We start from the raw sequence: 18,090 nt of genomic DNA on the forward strand, positions 1-18,090 counted from the left end.
TCGGAGGGCACCTCCACTGGCCATGCGGACGTCGCGCCGGCCCGGCCCGGCCGCTCGGCCTGGTCGACCCCCTGCCAAAAGCGCTCCTGATCAAAGCTTTCCACGTGCGACGGGGCGCTGGGCTGCCAGTCAGGGTCCTCATTGAACTTCCTGAGAAAATCCCGAGCCCCCGAGCTCGGCGTGGCTGGTGCCGAGGGAAGCTCGTCAAATGCGCTGGACTGCCGGGCGCCCTCGGGCGGAGACAACCCCAGCGCTCTATTCGCCTCGGCGACTTGCAGGCACTTTCGAAGCTCATCGAGTTGGCCGCATGCCAGTCTTGTGGCTTTTCTGAAGTCCTTGTAATCTGCTTTCACCGACTGTTGCTGCCGAGGACTGCCGTTGAGTCGGCTCGCTAGGCTCCCCCTATCCTCCCTTTGAAGCCAATCACTAAACTTGCGTTGCTTGGAACACATCATTGAGACGAGTTTTCTCTGTTCGACGGTCGAGTCGGGTCCAAGGTTGCGGATGGCTTCGTTGTAGAAGCGATCGATAATGAGGGCGTCGTCGAGATAAGGATGGTTTTTTTGGCGCCCCATCAGGCGGGGCCCGGGACCGAATGTTTGGAGCCCCCCCTCAGACCCCAACCTCCGGAGATGAGACAGTCCCGTCTTGAGACGGTCATGATCGTCCCAACCGCCTGCCCTGTAATCCTCGATGTCGGCGGCTAGTGACATTGGCTCGTCAAAAGCCCTGGTACTCAAGGGCCGCCTGTTCTCTGCTCCGAGCCAACGAGCAAACCCCCTAAGAGTCACTAAAGTGTTAGTGAGCGTAGCCTCCGGAACCCTTCCGCGCCCCCGGCCGATGGTACCGTCGGGAACAACTTCGTACGCTCGGACTGAGGCCTCGAATTGCCCGATAAGGCGCTCGTCTTCGGGATGCATGGTTTGGGCGGATAAGGATTTTCCGGCGCGGAAGTTCTGGAGCTTGCCCAATGCCAGACTCAAATATCTCCTGCTATTGCTGCCCGCCACCTTCATGAAGTCATCCTTACAGGCTTTCAACAAATCAGCGTCGCCAAGCAGGTCCTCCAGTGTCACGTCTCTGGAGTGAAGGAACTCGCTGAACATTTTGAGAGCGACCACGTAGGTATTAATGGTCGCAGGCACACGGCCCTCGCGGCCCAACGCCACCTTGAATTGCCCGATAAGGCGCTCGTCTTCGGGATGCATGGGTTGACGTTCCGCGTGCACCCACGGGGCGGATAAGGGATTTCCGGCGCGGAAGTTCTGGAGGTTGCCCAATGCCCCACCCAAACTTTTCCTGTTATTGCTGCCCGCCACCTTCATGAAGTCATCCTTACAGGCTTTCAACAAATCAGCGTCGCCAAGCAGGTCCTCCAGTGTGACGTCTTTGGATTGAAGGAACTCGCTGAACATTTTGAGAGCGACCACGTAGCTATTAATGGTCCTAGGCACACGGTTCTCGCGGCCCAACGCCACCTTGAATTGCCCGATAAGGCGCTCGTCTTCGGGATGCATGGGTTGATGGGGATGCATGGGTTGGGCGAATAAGGGATTTCCGGCGCGGAAGTTCTGGAGCTTGCCCAATGCCCCACCCAAATTGTTCCTGCTATTGCTGCCCGCCACCTTCATGAAGTCATCCTTACAGGCTTTCAACAAATCAGCGTCGCCAAGCAGGTCCTCCAGTGTCACGTCTTTGGATTGAAGGAACTCGCTGAACATTTTGAGAGCGGTCACGTAGTTTTCAATGGTCCTAGGCCGGTTCTCGCGGCCCAACGCCACCTTGAATTCTTCAATGAGCCCCAGGTCCGCAGCGGACGGGCGGCTGCGCTTGGCAAAATCCATGCGAAGCTCTGAATAGACATAGACCTCGTCAGCCGCCGAGTCGCCGGATGCCTTTTCGCGACGACTCCCGCCGAAGGCTTTGTCAACGCCTGACTTGAAACGCGACCACAGTCCACGGCTCTTGCCATCTTTCGGCCGCATCGTAGGCTGCGTTTCTGACGGCGAGGTGTAGCGCGTGCTGCTGACCCCCCTGTCATGCAAGCCGGACCGCGATGCCCCTTCAGTCGAGCCATCAAGGCGTGCGCGAGGGAGGTCCACGCTAAAGCGCGTACTGCCGAACCGGTCATCCCGCAGGCCGGACTGCGATGGCATCCGCATCGAACCGCCGATATCAGCGCGCTGGATCCCTTGCGCGTCTGTGGGGCGAGTATCAGGCGAACCAGACTCTGCGGAGCTCGTATCAGACGAATTGATTTGCAGCTTGTCCAGCAGATGCTCAAAGTTCCCTGCAGCTTCAGGCATATTGCCCGATTGTTGCCTCAGCCGCTGCTGCGCTCGCATGGCAGTGTACTGATTTATATCGTAACCGTCCCACGACTTATAATTGGACTCCACATCCCTCTCCCTTGACGAGATGAATCTTTCATGGCCGCGCATCGAGGCTATCCACACCTGATGCTAAGACCGTCAGCTGTCGAGAAGCTGTCTAGCGCCAAGACGAATTCACAATGAGGGGTCGGTTGCGGCTGGGGGCGAAATGACACCCTAAGCGCTTGCAGCTTTGGGCCAGAGATATTCGCCCGTTAGTAATATGCGCGCCCAACCCAGCGGAGAGATGTGCACCAGAAATTACGGCGGTACATCCAGCCCTTCGTTTCGCCGTTCGGCGACTGCGTGACCGAGGTGGACGGTGTTCCAGTAGATGATGATTGCGGTGAGCAAATTGAGGCCAGCAATCCGGTAATGCTGCCCCTTCAGTGGTGCGGTCACGGATTTCGCCCTGGCGGCCGATGCGCAACAAATTTTTCAGAGCATGGTGGGCCTCGCCCTTGTTGAGCCGGATCTGGGCGCGCCGCTGCATGTCCGTGTCGAGGATCCACTCTATTATAAAGAGTGTTCGCCCCACACGGCCGACCTCACGCAGCGCAACCGCCAGATCGTTCTGGCGCGGGTACGAGGCAAGCTTGCGGAGCAACTGGCTCGGCTTGATCTTGCCGGCAGCCATGGTCGCGGCGCAGCGGAATAGGTCAGGCCAGTTCGCAACGATCAGTTCCTCGCGGATTTTACCGCCGACCAGCTTGCGCAGATCCTTGGGCGTCACTGCGGGATTAAACACGTAAAGGCGCTTCGAAGGCAAATCGCGGATGCGCAGAACAAGGCGGTATCCCATCAAAGCGACAGGGTTTGTCGAATATTATGGGCCAGCGGGTATCGTTCGGCGAAAGCGCAACTCCGGGGTGTCGCGTCCCGTTCTCCACTCCGAAAGGACCATTCCCGAAATGACAATCGCGAACACGTTTTAAATCGTGGCCCTGAGCGGGCTGGGTGGCGTGCGCCAACCTCTGGCCGTCCCGCGACATGCTCCCAATCGGAAGGGCATGAGTATGCCACGTGGCATACCCTATGCCCAAGCCACCTATCCAAAGGCATCCGGGCCTGACTCGTTTCGAGTTTCCAACACTCTCTCGATTAGGTCCCGCTGATGTTGGCCGACTGTCTCCGCCTTTAACTGGAAGCTGGCGCTCTCAGGCCCCGCGCGGTTCCTGCTTAAGCTGGTCACCACGGACCTTGCTCTGGAACTCGAATACCCAGCCGGGATATTCCGCGGGCAGCTTGCTGACCTCATCGAGTGTTTTAAGTTCGGCGTCGGTCAGCGCCACCACGGTCGCGGCAATGTTGTTATCGAGTTGCTCTGGCTTCTTGGCACCGATGATTACGCTGGTGACAGCCTTTTGGAGGAGCAGCCAAGCGAGTGCGTTCCGGGCGATCGAGACGCCCTTGGCTTCCGCGATCGCCTTCATCGCGTCGATAACGTCGTAGCCGCGTTCCTCATTGACCGGCGGGAAATCGAAGGTGGCACGGCGGTTGTCGCCTTCCTTAGCGCCGTCGCGGCTATATTTGCCTGACAGAAAACCGCCCGCCAGCGGACTCCATACCATCAGGCCGATGCCTTCGGATTCCATCATCGGCACCAGTTCACCCTCCAGATCGCGTCCGGCGATTGTGCCTGAACGGCGCGGATCGGGAGCCGACTTTGACAGGCTGAAATCCAGCTTGAGCGCCGCCATGCCGCTCTCGGGATCGAGCTGGATGGCGCTGCCATCCGCACACCGAGACCCGACAGCTCGTCGGGCGGCTCATAGGATGCACAGGAGGGGTTGTGCCCCCCACCGGAGAGCAGCATCCGCTTGATGACATGCTGATCCCCGACCTACGCGATGTACATCGCAGACAAAGGCTCCTTGCACAGGCAGAGCGGCCGTATACTGCGCCGATATGCTTCGGCGAGCACGCTCCGCAGATCTGTTGCCGATTCCTCAACGACCTTGTCACCAATCCTGAACCGTCGCATCGCCTCCATTGCTCCGGATGCCGCCGCATCCCCAAGCACCAATGATTCACGGATCTCTGCGCGAAGCAACCCCGAGAGTTCGAGGGCCGGAATTAGGTCGGGCCTTTGAAGTTGCGCCTCCCTTTTGGAATGCCCGGCGGTGTGGCCGTTGGTCCAGGGGCGTCTCCCTTCGGGAACGGGCTGCGGGCTTCGCTGAAGCCCACCCGCCGCGGTCTTCATCCTTCGGGCGGGCATCCCTGACGCGGGCGCCCTGCCGCGGCGCCGGCGCTATGCCCGGCCGCGGTGAGTGCTTCGAAGAGGGAGAGGGCGGCCGGGGTCGGTGGCGGCGGGTCGAGGGCCGGGAGAGAGTCTCCTGGCGCCCGTCACGGAGAAAACCCATGACCCAGATCGAAATTCAAGCGCCCACGCGCGCCGGCTACAAGGTCGATGTCACCCGCGGCCAACGCATCAGCCGCGTGTCGTCGGAATGGCTCAACAGGCCTTCCGACGAACGGTACCTGTCCCTGACCGATCTCCACAATTCGGTGAAGAGGCGGTCCGAGCGCAGCCGCACGCGCATCGTCGAGAGCGAGGCGATCCGCGTCGAAGCCAGCCGCGACGATGCCGAACGCCTCACGCTGATCCTGCCCGATGCGGATGCCCCTGTCGCCCCGACGCATTGGAGTTTTGGCCAACTTGCAAGCCTGGTCGGCGCCCCAGCGAACTATCTGCGCCAGCTCCCCGCGCCGCTTGCCGGCATCAATCTCCAGTACGGCCTGACCTCGCACCGGGCCGAACAGGTGAAGACGCTGGAGATCGAGAACGGCCGCCTCGAACTGCGGGCGGTAACGGGTCCTGACTACGGCAGGATCTTCGACCACGAACTTGTTGAGGCCGTGCGAAAGATCGCCGGCAACGGCACGGGCGACACGCGCTGGAAAGTTCCGGGCGTGCTCGACTGGTCGACGGGAATCTACAATCCCAATGTCGATATCTCGAAGGACACAACGACGCTTTATGCGTCTGATCGTGACGTCTTCCTGTTTCTGGTCGACGACCTCAATCCGATTGAAGCCGGCAGGCTGCCGAACGGAGAGCCGGATCTCTACTTCCGTGGTTTCTATTGCTGGAACTCCGAAGTTGGTGCCCGTACGCTCGGAATCGCCAGCTTCTATCTGCGCGCCGTGTGTCAGAACCGCAATTTATGGGGCGTCGAAGATTTCGAGGAAATCACCATCCGGCACTCCAAATATGCCGCTTCGCGCTTCGCCCTCGAAGCGGAGCCGGCGCTGATCCAGTTCGCGGACTCTTCGCCGATGCCCTTTGTCAACGGCATCAAGGCCGCGCGAGAACGGATCGTCGCCCGAGACGATGATGATCGCCAGAGCTTCCTGCGCAAGCGGGGTTTTTCAAAAACCGAGACCACCAAGATCATCGATACCGTGCTCACGGAGGAGGGGCGGCCGCCCGAGACGGTCTTCGATTTTGTCCAGGGCATTACGCGCGTCGCTCGGGACAAGCAGCATCAGGACGTGCGGCTGGATATGGAAGGCAAGGCCAAGAAGCTGCTCGATCTCGCAGCCTGATCCATACCGTGCCGGCGATGCGCCCTCCCTCCACAGCGCGCGGCTGACTGCGCGGCTGGCGCTCGCGCGAGGCCAGCAGAGGCAGAGGGGGAGGGGAGGTTTCGTGACGGGCTTGGAGGTTCGGGGAGTGGCCCCGGGCCGCCCGTCATGGAGACCCTGACCATGGCAAAGGCCATTCAGAAGATCGCAATGAACGCCGCAGAGAACATCCCCTACGACAAGCTGATGCTATCGCAGAAGAATGTCAGGCGCATCAAGGACGGCGTTTCCGTCGAGCAGCTTGCCGAGGACATCAGCCGGCGCAAGCTCCTGCAAAGCCTGAACGTCCGTCCCGTGCTCGACGGCGATGGCGAGGAAACCGGCACGTTCGAGGTGCCCGCCGGCGGCCGGCGTTATCTCGCCCTCGGCATCCTCATCAAGCAAAAGCGCCTGGCGAAGAACGAGCCGATCCCCTGCATCGTCAACCGCAGGCAAGAGACCTCGGCCGAAGAGGATTCGCTTGCCGAAAACCTGCGGCGCGCCGACCTTCATCCGCTCGACCAGTTCCGGGCCTTCAAGACGCTGAGCGATCAGGGCCTCGATCCGGACGAGATCGGCGACCGCTTCTTCGTGTCGCCGGCGACGGTGAGGCAGCGCCTACGGCTGGCATCGGTGTCACTGAGGCTTCTCGATCTCTACGAGAAGGACGAAATCCGGCTCGAGCAGGTCATTGCGTTCTCGATCTCGGACGACCACGCGCGCCAGGAGCAGATCTGGGAGCGGATATCCAACTCGCACACGCAGGAACCCTACTACATCAGGCGCCTGCTGACCGACGGTACGCGCAGACGATCGCCGGGCCGTCTATGTCGGCGCGGAAGCCTATGAGGCAGCCGGCGGCGTCATCCTTCGCGACCTGTTCGAGCAGGATTCCGGCGGCTGGTTCCAGGATGCAGCGCTCCTCGAGCAGCTGGTCTTCGACAAGCTGAAGGTGGATGCCGAGGCGATCCGTGCGGAAGGCTGGAAATGGGTCGAGGCGGCGATCAGCTTTCCCTATGGCCACACTTCCGGCATGCGGCGCATCTACGCCGAGGCCCAGGAGCTCAGCGCCGAGGAGATCAAACGCTACGACGCGCTGAAGGCCGAACACGACAAGCTCGATGCCGACTATGCCGCGGCCGAGGATGCCGACGAGGCAATCGAGGCGAAGCTCGACCAGCTGGGCGCCGAGCTCGATGCGATCGACGACCGTCCTCAAAGCTACGACCCCGCCCAGAAGAGCATTGCCGGTGTGTTCGTGACGCTTGCCGCGCACGGCAAGCTCCAGGTCGAGGCCGGTTTCGTGCGCGCCGAGGACGAGCCCCGTCCCGAGACCGGCGGTGGCGATGAGCGCGAGGAAGGGGACGCCGAGGGCGAAGCCCGGTCTAACGGCGACGGCGACGACGATGGCGATGGTGTTGTCGTCAACGGCAAGCCGGTGGATGACGGCTCTGGCGACGACGGCGAGGAGGACGGCATCAAGCCGCTGCCCGATCGGCTCGTCTTCGACCTGACCGCGCAGCGGACGCTGGCGCTACGCAATGCGCTCGCCGGCGACGTCGACATCGCCTTCGTCGCGGCACTCCATGCCTTCGTCCTGCAGGTCTTCTATCGCTTCGCGCCGGACAGCTGCCTTGAGATCAGCCTGAAGAGCGCCAGCTTCAGTCAGGTCGACGGGCTTGCCGAGACCTCCTGGGCGAAGGAAATCGCCGAGCGGCACGAAGCCTGGGACCGTGAGCTGCCCGATGAGACGGACGGCCTGTGGGACTTCCTTCTCGGCCTCGACGAGGCAAGCCGCAAGGCGCTGTTCGCCCACTGCGTCTCGCTGACCCTCAATGCGGTGGTCGAACCGTGGAACAGGCGGCCGCGGGCGCTCGAGCATGCCGACGTCCTGGCCAACTCACTTCAGTTCGATATGGTCGACGCCGGCTGGACGCCCACGGTCGAGTTCCTCGGGCGCCTCACCAAGGCGCGGATTCTGCAGGCTGTCCGCGAAGCCCGTGGCCAAGACTCCGCGCAGCTGATCGACCACATGAAGAAGGAGATCATGGCCCGTGAGGCCGCCCGACTTCTCGAGGGATCGAACTGGCTGCCAGAGCCGTTGCGTCGTTCCGATGGCGGCGCCTCCGATCTCGTCGATCAGGTGACGGATAGCGAGGTGCTCGGCACCGAGGAACTCGATGAGGCGGCGGATGACCTGCCGGCGTTCCTCGAGGCCGACGCGGAATCCTCGACCGACGATCCCGCTTCCGAAGGCGGCGACGCGAGCGAACAGCTCGAGGCTGCTGAGTAGGCAGCGCCATTGAGCCACATTTGGGCCCGGCAATGACGCCGGGCCCCGTTCCTGTTTCAGCACGCTTAACAGCCTGGGATCGCGGCAGCGATGTCCGGGCACTTTCGCATCATGGAGATCGATATGTTCCGGTGGGACAAGAGCTGCTCTTACGACGAGCAGCAAAAGAGACGCTTTCATACTACGGTCCGTTCAAGGCTGAGGAAGCTCGCCGCCGAACTCGACCTGCCGTCCGGCAGCTACGACCTCCGGTCCAACAGGGCTGGGGTAGCTGTCTCTGGTGAAGTAACCTTGCATCACGCGTGCGCCTACATCCAGGTCGGCCAGTTCGGGCTTTCGTCCGGCCACGGCATTCTGATCCGGACTTGTAAGGGCCGCAAGGACTACAGCGGCGGCCCGAACCACTTCGTCGCGCTCGCCATGCTCGACGATATTCCCGCCCTTGCGGCCGCCGTCCGCGCCATCACCGGCGTAAGCCGTCGCGATTCGAACGCGTCCCAATTCCGCGCCGCCTGATCGGCCGCAGACCCTTTTGCGCCGACAACCCACGGCACCGCCGACGCGAAATCGCTGACGGTGCTTTTCCCATGTCAGATCGAGGCAAAGAGCGATGACCCGTCTCGAAACCCGCAAGTTCGCCGTCATCTAAACGACGCCCTCCCGCCAATCGTCCCCCGCTGCCGGCTCGGTTCGCCGACGTCCAGCCCCACTTCGACACTCCCTTCAAAACCGCCGATCTCCACTGCCCGCGACATGCCGCGCGAGCGGCTGGCGCGGCCATTCCGAAAGCAAAGCCATGTCACACCGTTCAGCTTTCCGCAAAGTCCACAACGGGATCGCCAGCCGCGAGCAGATGTTTCAGCTGTTCAACAGGCACCGTGGCACCCCCGGCATCGATCCTTCATCCGGCACCCCCTACGAGGGTGAGTGGTTTGAGGTGGAAGCGTCAGCATACCATTTCATGCTCGGCCTCCTGCCGCCGCTGTTTCAGCGGACCGGCATGTTCGGCATGTCCGAATACAAGGCCGGCTACGTCACCAGCGTCTTCTTCGCGATAAGGATCCGCGGCCGCGAACGCTGGTTCCACGGTTTCTGTAACCTTTCCGACAAGCACAGCCCGGACGCCATGCGCGCCGCCATCATCGCCCACGAGACGGGCGCCACCGACAGCATGACCCGAGAGGAAAAGCTCGAGGCGATCTGGAACACGACCCATCCCGACTTCAAGGGAATTGCCGGCGAAATCAATCCCGAAGCCTGGCCCGTCGAGCACCACGGCAAGCGTGCAGTGCTGGTCGATGGCGGCCGCGACGGCACAATCCTGAAACGGCTCGAGGACCTGTCGGACGATGAGATCGACAGCCGCATGTCGGCGATACGCGCACACGCCAAGAGGAGAGGGGGCAACGATGCGGACCCCTCCTAAGCAGCCGCCACTGGCGAACGAGCGCATCTATGAAGCGCATTCGACCTCGGCCACGCCGGACCTGCGCCGTCGACAATTGCTTGGCGAGGTCCGGAATGCCCCGCCTCGCGGCCAATCTCCAGCGCTACCTCAGCTTTCCATCGAAGCCGCGGCCGAATGGCCTGCCGATGTTCCCACGCGCAAGCTGGCCGGTGCCGCTCGGCAAAGTCGCGCCCGCGGGAAGGCCGGGTTCGATGCATCGTTCAACCAGCCGCACGAAACAGAAGCCATTGCCAAACGAGACGCCAGCGTGCCATCCTCACGAGTATTAATCGGTTGAAAACGATACTTGCCCTCCCGCGGGCTCTTTCGATAAAGCTCTACCCGAGAGACAGCGATCTATCGGCAAATCGTTTCTCACCAGGAAAGGCATATGAAGCAACAGATCCGACCATTCATCGTAGAGGTTAAACAAAAGCGCGGCGTTCAAAAACAGGGTCGTCCCATTTGGGGTGATGTTGACCTGTCCGCTATTGCGGCCGAGGTGGCCAGGGATGCAGAGGTAGTGTTTCTGCCAAATCCTCGGCCGGTTGACACCGTCGTCGGGTCTATCGATGCAGAAGATCAACCCAATCAGAAAGCGGAGCCTTACATGGCCGATCCTCAGGAAGCTCAATCACGCCAAGTTACTATGGAAGCATCTGCCACGCCGAACCCGCTCGACACGAAAAAGAAAACCTTACGGCCGAGAAAGGCAAAGGCTGCGCCCAATAAGCCTGCGCGAACGAATGGCGCCAAGCCTGTTTTGAAGGCAGCCGAGGTCCCAGCTATAGCAGTTCGGACCGGACGAAAGGTCCACTCCCAAATCGAACGCTCGCAGAAGCTTACGCAAATCGAGAAGTCGGTCGCCGGCGGCGACACCATGAGAAGTGCCGTCGGTCAGGCGGGTATATCCGAACAGACCTATTATCTCTGGAAGAAGGCCGCAGCGCCTGCCCAGGATAGCGGCGATCTCAAGGATCTGCTCGCGCTCGAGGAAGAGAACGAGCGACTGAAAGGCATGCTTGCCGAACATCTGCGCAAGGAGAATGCCGAGCTGAAGAAGAGATTAGGCCTCGTCTAAGATCATCTGAAACCTCCAACAACGGCTCGGCGCAACGGTCGAAGTGGCTGTGATGGCATATCGGCATCGCCGACCCGCCATGTCCACGCGCCATTCTCCGGCCGGTTCGCGATCATATCCTGCCGTGTATCCTCGAACACTTCGTCCGCTCCAGCCGGGGGGACAAGGAGATCGATCGGCTGGCCGGGTTGCAGGTCGTAGCGCAATCCCTTCACGCTGTTCTCGCGAAGCCGGCCGAGCGCATCGACGAACCCTTTTCAGGGCCGTCTCGGAAGGAATCCAGTTCTCGGACACGACCATCAACGTGATCTCTCCGACAATTTGCGAGCCGGCCGGATTCGGATCTGCTCTCCACAGCAACAATTCTCTCTGGAAGCCTGCGGCTCTCGGCACAGGCATAGTGGACGCTGCCTGCGGGCATAGGCGTTCGCCAGTGCAGACTGCAGGTCAGGCGCTCCCTCTTCAAAGACGTCCCTTCCAATCCTGAACCGTCGCATCACCTGCGCGGCTTCGCCGCCATCTCCCTGTCTGCGCATTGACCCCATGGCCTTGCGCGCTGCGTAAGCCGTTTGGTGATCGCGCCAGAGGCAGACCGGGGCCGGGGGAAGATCGGCCCGGCCGGTGCGGAGAGCGTGCCGGCGCGGTGGCCACTCCCTCTCGCCAAGGACATCTCCATGAACATCGTCACAACCACATCGGCCGTCGCCCGGACGGCCGCTCCCGTCGGTACGCCGGCACCCGTCGCCTTCGGCAACGCCCAGGCGATCTATCAGGCGGCGACGCAGATTTTACCTTTTCTCGAGCAGGGCAAGCCTGTCACCACCGCTTTCCTGCGTACCGCCATGACCGAAGGTTTCGGCGGCACCGATGCGCAGCTTGAGGGGCCGCGACCATGACCGGCTCGGCTTCCGATCTGGCACACCGCCTTGGCGATCATGCCGAGGCGGTGTGCCGTGAGTATCTTTCCAACGGTCATCGCTCGGGCAATCACTGGATCGTCGGCGACGTGCGCAACACGCGCGGCCGCTCCATGCACGTCCGCCTGAAAGCCAATGCGAAAGGACCAGCAGGCAAATGGGTCGAATATGTTGCGCCGGGGATTATGTTGCGCGCCAGCGATGGGGCCTGGTTCTGGCGGCGGTCGACGGCCTTTGCGCAACATAATCTCAGTGCGCGGGAGGTCGGATGATGCCCCGCGATGCTTCCGAGCTGGCGCGCCGTCTCGCCCGCGATGCCGAGGCAGTCTGCCGCCACTACCTCTCCAACGGCCGGCGTCAGGGTCGCTATTGGATGGTGGGCGATGTTCGCAACACGCCGGGCCGGTCGATGTTCGTCCGGCTCAGCGGCCCGGAAGCCGGTCCCGGCGCTGCCGGGCACTGGACCGATGCCGCCTCCGCTCAGCACGGCGATCTTCTCGACGTGATCCGCGAGAGCTGCGACCTCACGCACTTTCGCGATGTCGCGGACGAGGCGCGCCGCTTCCTCGCCATGCCGCGGTCCCGACTGCAGTCTCAGACCCTTGGAGCGCAGCGCCAACCTGCCGCGGCACGCGGTTCGCCCGACGCCGCGCGTCGCCTGTTCGCCATGTCTCAGCCGATCGCCGGCACGCTGGCCGAGCGTTACATTGCCGGCCGCGGCATTCTGCTTTCCACGCGCGAGCGCGCCCTGCGCTTCCATCCCGCCTGCTATTACCGGAATCTCGTGACTGGCGAGACGCAGACGCTTCCCGCCCTGATCGCGGCGGTCAGCGGCCTCGATGGTCGCATCACCGGCCTGCAACGGACCTGGCTTGATCCTGCGGGCAATGGCAAGGCGCATCTCGTCGATCCCCGTCGCTCGCTGGGCCACCTTCTGGGTAACGGCATCTGGCTTGGCCTCCAGCCCGGTACGCCTGTTCCGGTCATGGCTGCCGGCGAGGGTTTTGAGACGATGGCCTCGCTCCGGACGGTGATGCCGGCCCTGCCGGTGGCAGCCGCCACCTCGGCCAATCACCTCGCCGGCCTGATCTTCCCGCCCGGCTGTACCCGCCTCTACATCGCGGGCGATGCGGACGCCGCCGGCCGGCATGGCATCGAGCGTCTCAGCCGGCGAGCAGGCGAGGCCGGGATCCTCGCCCTGGTGCTGCAGCCGCGGCTCGGCGACTTCAACGACGATCTCCGGCAGCTCGGCCCGGCCCGCCTCGTGGCTTGGCTGCGGGGCCAGCTCATCCCGGATGATGCCCGTCTCTTTCTGCCGTCCGGATGAGCGGCCCAAACCGGCAAGTTGTCCGGCAGGCGGGCAGGGGCGGCGTCACCGGAAGGTTGCAGGCGTGGCGGCGGTCCGCCGGAGGGGCCGCGCCCGCGGCCTGCCTGAGAGGCGACCCCTGCCACCCCCCGGTCACGGCCGCAACGGCTGCGCCGTCCTCCGCTTGCGCTTCGGCCTTCGGTGCGGCCGCGCCCGGGCGCGGCGGGGATGCGCTGTCAGGCCGCGATCGGCGCGGCCACGACCGACGGAGACACGCCATGACCTACGAGCTTCCTTTCGACGACGCCTACGAGCCCTATCACGCCTCATCGCCGACCGACCGCGTCATCCTCGAACTGCAGATGTACGGCCATCGTCCGCATCAGGACGAGCCGGACCCGCGCCCGCTGCCCGACGACGAGGTGATCCGGGCCGGTCTCGCCGGGATCGTCGAAACCTTTGCCGGCATGCTCGGCGACACCAGGCTCGAACCCGATCTCGACGACCTGCTCTGGTCTTTTACCAACGTCTTCCATCGCGCCGCCGAACGCGTCGCCCGCAGCCTCGACCGCAACGAGGAGGCGCAGCGTTCGAGCCAGAGCGAACAGGACGGCTCGGAGGTGAAGTCCGTCGAGCTGGAACGGCTCACGGGCGAAGGCATCACCTACATCGAGCGTCGCAACGTGCTGGAAATCATGCGCGACGAAGCCGCCGACCTCTACGAGGCGCAGACCGGATCGGCATGGCGGCCGCGCACCGGATCCAAGGTGTCCCATCAGGCGATGACAGCGGCGGTGATCGACTCCAGAGACTTCCTTGCCGCCCGCCGCCGCGCAGACACCGAGGTGCTGGTGCCGGCCGGCACCAAGATCGCTTTCGCCGGCGGCCTCGACTTTAACGATCACGATAGGATCTGGGACGCGCTCGACAAGGCCCGTGAGAAGCATCCAGACATGGTCCTGCTCCACGGTGGCAGCCCGCGCGGGGCCGAGCGCATCGCCGCCTGCTGGGCCGAGAACCGCAAGGTCACGCAGATCGCCTTCAAGCCGGACTGGAACCGTCACGCCAAGGCCGCTCCGTTCCGCCGCAACGACCAGCTGCTCTCGGTGATGCCCTACGGCATGATCGTCTTCCCCGGATCCGGCATCACACAGAACCTCGCCGACAAGGCCCGCCGCCTGGGCATCCCCGTCTGGCGGTTCACAGAGGACGGCGCGTGAGCGCCGCCTTCCTTGCGTCCGCGCTCGGGACTCGCTTCCATCCCCACGTCGACGAATCCGACCGCTCTCGGTCGGATTCGTCGCGTGCACCTGTCCGAACCAGTCGCACAGCGCTGCTCAAAGCGACCAATGGCATGGGGCACGGGACGCACTCGCTTGGCAGCGGTGTATCGCAGCGCGCGTTGTCGTCACCTACAGCGCGCCATGACCATCAAAGCCCCGAGGAAGAAGACATCCGTCTCGATGCAGTTCCGCGACGACGATCTCACCACCATCGACCGCGGCGCGGAACTGCTCGGCCTGTCGCGCACCGAGTTCATGCGCCGCGCCGCGCCGCATGAAGCCCAGACTGCGATCCCTGAACGGAACCGCTTCAGTACATTATTGGGACACAGAAATGCGGTAGGACCTAGCGGCGAAGGTTTTCAACGTTGAGCTCGCGCCACAGCCAGCCGAAGTCGTAGGTTGCCATCGGGTCTTGCGGATTTTGGGAGCTTGCGGACCGGTATTCGAGATATTTGAGCCATTCGACGACCTTTTCCCGGCCTTTCTTCGTCCGTATGGCTGCCCGTGGCGCGATGTCTCCGAGCATGCCGACCGGCTCGTCGAGGACTTCGCGATATTGTTTGTCGAGCATAGCGTGGACGAGCGGCGTGGCGACCTCGAGTGGAATCTCGTCGGACGATGTCTCTCGCCCCTTTCGGGAGGCCTTCATCTGCTCGATGGTCTGGATTGTCGTCAGCGGCGCGCGCACCATCTGGCCGAGCACGTTCTCCAGAAGGGTGGTTCCTTTGGCGGCGCGCGCGGCGGAATTGGCCGAAAGGACCAGCAAGCGGCCCTTCAGCTCGAGATTGCCGAGCACCGGCGTGCCGTCTTCCATCGTGACACCTGCCGCAATGGCATTCGGCGCACGGGCTTTCATTCGGTGGCTTTGTGGCCGCTGGCCCAGCCAGTTCCAGAATTGCGCATTCTCCTGGCGCAGATTCGGAACCCCTTCGAGCCGAGCGGCGATGTCTTCCTGCGTTGTTCCGGTTGCAAGCGGAAAGCGCACCTCGTGAAAGACGATTTCATCGCCGTCACTGTTGTGGACGAACGGCTGCGTTTCTCCGAAGGCCTTGGGAAGGTTATCGAACAGGAAGGCGTGGGTGAACAGGGGAGCGGCCACGCGCAGCATGTTGTCGTCGAGTGATGGTTTGGCTTTGGAACGGTGCCGCTTGCCGGGCAGTACCTTCAGCCCCTCCAGCAACGCATCCGAAGCTTCCAGCGAGAAAGGCAGCAGGCCGCCGGCAATAATGTGGTTGCCTCCGATCGTCACGATCCGCGCGGCGATCCGCTCCCATCGTTTCAGGGTCTGGGTGGCCGTCCCTTCGCTGATCAGGATGGGTTCGCCGCCGCGGATCAGATCGCGTGCGAGAAAGGATTTTCCGGGAACGATCTCGCTGACCTCGTAAAGGCTCATGACGGAAACGCTGAGCGCCTTCATGTAGGCCTTGGCTTGGGCGCTCTCCTTCCAGCCACGGCGTTTGAGATAGGCATCGACAAAGGTTTGCCCGTCGGGTTCGAAGACCTGCGTGAGGAAGTCCTCGAAGACGCATCCCCACAAAGTCATGCTCCAGTGATCGCCAAGTGCTTCGCCGATCTCCTCACGGTCGAGATCGAATTCATCCATGACGGGCCAGAAATGGTCGCCCATCACCTCCTCGAAATGAAACGTCCAGTCATCGCGGCTCAGGAACTTGACGAGGCCTGACAGGTCACGGCTGGCTTTCATGGGTTCTCCTTGTCTGGCGGTAGGCGGCGACGATGCGCGAGACGGTCGGCTCGCTGATATTGTAGAGCCTGGCCATTTCGGCACCGGACTTGCGGCCCGACAAGACTCTTTCGGCAATTTCCAGTCGTTTCTTTGCATCGAGCTTCCTGCGGCCGCCGCCGAGTCGGCCCTCGGACCTGGCTTGCGCGAGCCCGGCGGAGGTGCATTCGCGGATCATGGCGCGCTCGAATTCAGCGAAGGAACCGACCATCTGTATCATCATTCGCCCCGCTGGCGTTGGCGTGTCGATCGCCTGTGTCAGCGAACGGAACCCGGCGCCTGGCCTCGATCGAAACCGTCATCCGCACTCCCATGCCGCCTTCATGCAGGCAATCCCGGCACCGGCCGCGGCTCCGTCGCCCAAGGCGCCGAGCGGCTGCGCATGTCAGCGCCGTGGGAACGATAGGTGGCGCTTTCCGGTATCGGACTGCTGGACGATTCGCACCGGCTCGGCGCATTCGACTGCGGCAAACCGGCGCTCGATGCCTGGCTGAACGGTTTTGCGCTGCCAATCAGGCCCGCGGCTTCACACGTGCTCTGGTCGTTCACGACGATGGAGGCGTGGTCGGCTACTATGGACTCGCGCCGCGTGTGATCCAGCCGAACAGCGCGCCACGCGATCCGCACCGGGTGACCATCAGATCCGATAGCCTGCCTCCTGATTGGACAACTCGTCGGCGATCGCCGCCATCTCGGTAGCGGGTTGCCTCGACAGTTCGTCTCTCGGCGGCCCATCCGATCCGGGCGCGCCGGCCTGCGGCCGGCCGGGCTCTAGTCGCGGCGTCCGCCGCTCCCCGCGCCGGCTTCGCCGTCTCGGCCTTCGGGTGACGATCCCTCGCGCAGGGCCAGAGGGAGAGGGCGGCCGGCGCGGGGGCGGGGGCCGCTGGAGAGAAGGGAAGTCACGATGTCGATGATATTCATAGGTGGATCAAGCGAGATATTCGAGCTGCCGGAACCTGCCATCACTCGCATCGGCGCGATCGTCGCTGCCGAGCACGGCGTGCTGATTGGCGACGCGTCGGGAGCCGATGCCGAGGCGCAGGGCCTGCTCGCGGGCTACAGGTACGAGCATGTCGGCGTCTTCCATGCCGGCAAGGAACCCCAAAACAATCTGGGCGACTGGGCCGCCTACCAGGTTCCTTCTCCTGACGATGCCACAGGATACTGGGTCCACGCCGGCAAAGACCGGGAGATGGCGCGGCGCGCCGACTTTGGGATGATGGTCTGGGACGGCGCATCGCCCGGCACGGTCGTCAACGTGCTTCGGCTCGCCATGGCAAACAAGCCGTGTGTCATTTACGATCTGGCCAGGGGCAGCCTGGCGACCGCGTACAATGTGCAAGACTGGTGCGCCATGCTCCGCCATGCTGGTCCGGACGTCCGCCGGCAGGTGGAAGCCCGCATGACGCCAGAGGAGCGTCTGGCGTTGCCAGGATGATGTACGCGCGGTCCACCGGCTGTCCGGCAGGCTCGATCCGATATGCTTGACCCCGCCCCTGCGCCCCCACCTCCGCTGTATGAACGGCCGGCGCCGGCCCCAATTCGAAGCCGGCCCACACGCGCACGGCGGGGCGTCTGTCGAGGGTGATCATCTTGATCCATCTCGCATCTGAAGCGGGGGGCAAGCGTGCCGAACATCCTGTCTTGGGCGGTCATCCAACTTGGCTTCGAGGCACCGCCCATCGATGGCGTGAAATTCGTCGCCAGCCGGCTCCGATCTCGAAACCGCTCTGCCGCCATACCGAAGACGCAAGGCGGTTCACGCGCCGTGTTGCTGTTCGGGGTATTGACGACACATGCGACATGACCCGGGAGGTGCGCGGCAAGTATCCCGACGATCCGGCAGCGTTGCGTTGGCGGTCAAGCGATGGCGGCCTGGGTTCTTGTCCATCTGCCGCATCCGGGGCCATTCCCGTTTCATGTCGCCTTTGTAGACGACCGCCTGCTTTGTGCGGTCAACCCCCGTTGGGGGTACACTCGGCGAATATTCAGGAAAATTCGATTTCTGTTTTTTGTCCGCGGCAGGCGAAGGGCCTGCCCGCTATTTTTCGGCAAATAGAATTTTCCAGAATTTTCG

Annotated in this window: 16 protein-coding genes and 5 pseudogenes; 13 read left to right on the plus strand and 8 right to left on the minus strand. The window is 63.0% G+C overall.

Annotation, left to right across the window (positions count from 1 at the left end):
* The 4 genes and pseudogenes from CKW40_RS36740 to CKW40_RS45650 all read right to left on the minus strand — a co-directional run.
* A pseudogene (locus CKW40_RS36740) lies at positions 1–2,399 on the minus strand (phage integrase SAM-like domain-containing protein); the annotation flags it as partial.
* A gap of 150 nt (positions 2,400–2,549) precedes the next feature.
* A pseudogene (locus CKW40_RS36745) lies at positions 2,550–3,156 on the minus strand (Tn3 family transposase); the annotation flags it as partial.
* A gap of 373 nt (positions 3,157–3,529) precedes the next feature.
* Positions 3,530–4,072, minus strand: a complete 543-nt coding sequence (locus CKW40_RS36750; RefSeq protein ID WP_342202964.1) for an aldo/keto reductase — start codon at positions 4,070–4,072, stop codon at positions 3,530–3,532.
* A pseudogene (locus CKW40_RS45650) lies at positions 3,967–4,590 on the minus strand (DUF1173 family protein). Before CKW40_RS45650 ends, CKW40_RS36750 begins: the two are co-directional and overlap by 106 nt.
* A 143-nt stretch (positions 4,591–4,733) precedes the next feature.
* Between CKW40_RS45650 and CKW40_RS36760 the strand changes: the two are divergent.
* The 6 genes and pseudogenes from CKW40_RS36760 (at position 4,734) to CKW40_RS44135 (ending at position 10,760) form a co-directional block, all read left to right on the plus strand.
* Positions 4,734–5,921 (plus strand): DUF932 domain-containing protein, encoded by a 1,188-nt coding sequence (locus CKW40_RS36760; protein WP_095204584.1) that lies wholly within the window; start codon positions 4,734–4,736, stop codon positions 5,919–5,921.
* Positions 5,922–6,083: 162 nt separating this feature from the next.
* Positions 6,084–8,232: pseudogene (locus CKW40_RS36765) on the plus strand (ParB/RepB/Spo0J family partition protein).
* Positions 8,233–8,355: 123 nt separating this feature from the next.
* Complete coding sequence (locus CKW40_RS36770) at positions 8,356–8,748, plus strand: hypothetical protein (RefSeq protein WP_095204615.1); 393 nt, start codon at positions 8,356–8,358, stop codon at positions 8,746–8,748.
* A gap of 280 nt (positions 8,749–9,028) precedes the next feature.
* Positions 9,029–9,658: a DUF1419 domain-containing protein gene (locus tag CKW40_RS36775; RefSeq protein ID WP_095204585.1), complete on the plus strand. Its 630-nt coding sequence runs from the start codon at positions 9,029–9,031 to the stop codon at positions 9,656–9,658.
* Entirely contained in the window at positions 9,642–9,977 is a 336-nt protein-coding gene (locus tag CKW40_RS43330; RefSeq protein WP_143748448.1) for a hypothetical protein, read from the plus strand. Before CKW40_RS36775 ends, CKW40_RS43330 begins: the two co-directional genes overlap by 17 nt.
* Positions 9,978–10,070: 93 nt before the next feature.
* A complete protein-coding gene (locus CKW40_RS44135; RefSeq protein WP_179298245.1) occupies positions 10,071–10,760 on the plus strand; it encodes a transposase in 690 nt (229 codons plus the stop codon).
* A 299-nt stretch (positions 10,761–11,059) separates the two neighbouring features.
* Here CKW40_RS44135 and CKW40_RS45490 read toward each other — a convergent pair whose 3' ends face one another.
* Positions 11,060–11,305 (minus strand): DUF1173 family protein, encoded by a 246-nt coding sequence (locus CKW40_RS45490; RefSeq protein ID WP_342202965.1) that lies wholly within the window; start codon positions 11,303–11,305, stop codon positions 11,060–11,062.
* Positions 11,306–11,434: 129 nt separating this feature from the next.
* Between CKW40_RS45490 and CKW40_RS36785 the strand changes: the two genes are divergently transcribed.
* The 5 genes from CKW40_RS36785 to CKW40_RS36805 all read left to right on the plus strand — a co-directional run bounded on the left by CKW40_RS36785 (position 11,435) and on the right by CKW40_RS36805 (position 14,638).
* Complete coding sequence (locus CKW40_RS36785; RefSeq protein WP_143748449.1) at positions 11,435–11,656, plus strand: hypothetical protein; 222 nt, start codon at positions 11,435–11,437, stop codon at positions 11,654–11,656.
* On the plus strand, positions 11,653–11,949 hold the full coding sequence (locus CKW40_RS46065) for a hypothetical protein (protein ID WP_095204587.1): 297 nt from the start codon (positions 11,653–11,655) through the stop codon (positions 11,947–11,949). Before CKW40_RS36785 ends, CKW40_RS46065 begins: the two co-directional genes overlap by 4 nt.
* The gene (locus CKW40_RS36795; protein WP_095204617.1) at positions 11,949–13,004 is read left to right on the plus strand and encodes a DUF7146 domain-containing protein; all 1,056 of its coding nucleotides are present in this window, start codon (positions 11,949–11,951) and stop codon (positions 13,002–13,004) included. The genes CKW40_RS46065 and CKW40_RS36795 overlap by 1 nt, the downstream gene beginning before the upstream one ends.
* 257 nt (positions 13,005–13,261) lie before the next feature.
* On the plus strand, positions 13,262–14,203 hold the full coding sequence (locus tag CKW40_RS36800) for a DUF2493 domain-containing protein (RefSeq protein ID WP_095204588.1): 942 nt from the start codon (positions 13,262–13,264) through the stop codon (positions 14,201–14,203).
* Between the two features lie 204 nt (positions 14,204–14,407).
* Positions 14,408–14,638 carry a type II toxin-antitoxin system TacA family antitoxin gene (locus tag CKW40_RS36805; protein WP_095204589.1) on the plus strand — a complete coding sequence of 77 codons (231 nt, stop codon included), beginning with the start codon at positions 14,408–14,410 and terminating at the stop codon, positions 14,636–14,638.
* Here the strand turns inward: CKW40_RS36805 and CKW40_RS36810 are convergent.
* From CKW40_RS36810 to CKW40_RS46075, 3 genes and pseudogenes are all read right to left on the minus strand, one after another.
* Complete coding sequence (locus CKW40_RS36810; RefSeq protein ID WP_095204590.1) at positions 14,613–15,974, minus strand: DUF7986 domain-containing protein; 1,362 nt, start codon at positions 15,972–15,974, stop codon at positions 14,613–14,615. The two genes, CKW40_RS36805 and CKW40_RS36810, sit on opposite strands and share 26 nt — an antisense overlap.
* Positions 15,958–16,098 (minus strand): helix-turn-helix domain-containing protein, encoded by a 141-nt coding sequence (locus CKW40_RS46070; RefSeq protein ID WP_439331031.1) that lies wholly within the window; start codon positions 16,096–16,098, stop codon positions 15,958–15,960. Before CKW40_RS46070 ends, CKW40_RS36810 begins: the two co-directional genes overlap by 17 nt.
* A 51-nt stretch (positions 16,099–16,149) precedes the next feature.
* A pseudogene (locus CKW40_RS46075) lies at positions 16,150–16,284 on the minus strand (recombinase family protein); the annotation flags it as partial.
* Between the two features lie 135 nt (positions 16,285–16,419).
* Between CKW40_RS46075 and CKW40_RS36820 the strand changes: the two are divergent.
* Positions 16,420–16,608, plus strand: coding sequence for a hypothetical protein (locus tag CKW40_RS36820; RefSeq protein WP_095204591.1), 189 nt, complete (start codon positions 16,420–16,422; stop codon positions 16,606–16,608).
* Positions 16,609–16,917: 309 nt separating this feature from the next.
* Entirely contained in the window at positions 16,918–17,451 is a 534-nt protein-coding gene (locus CKW40_RS36825; RefSeq protein ID WP_095204592.1) for a hypothetical protein, read from the plus strand.
* Positions 17,452–18,090 lie beyond the last annotated feature (639 nt).

Source organism: Mesorhizobium carmichaelinearum, from assembly GCF_900199455.1.
Lineage (GTDB): Bacteria > Pseudomonadota > Alphaproteobacteria > Rhizobiales > Rhizobiaceae > Mesorhizobium > Mesorhizobium carmichaelinearum.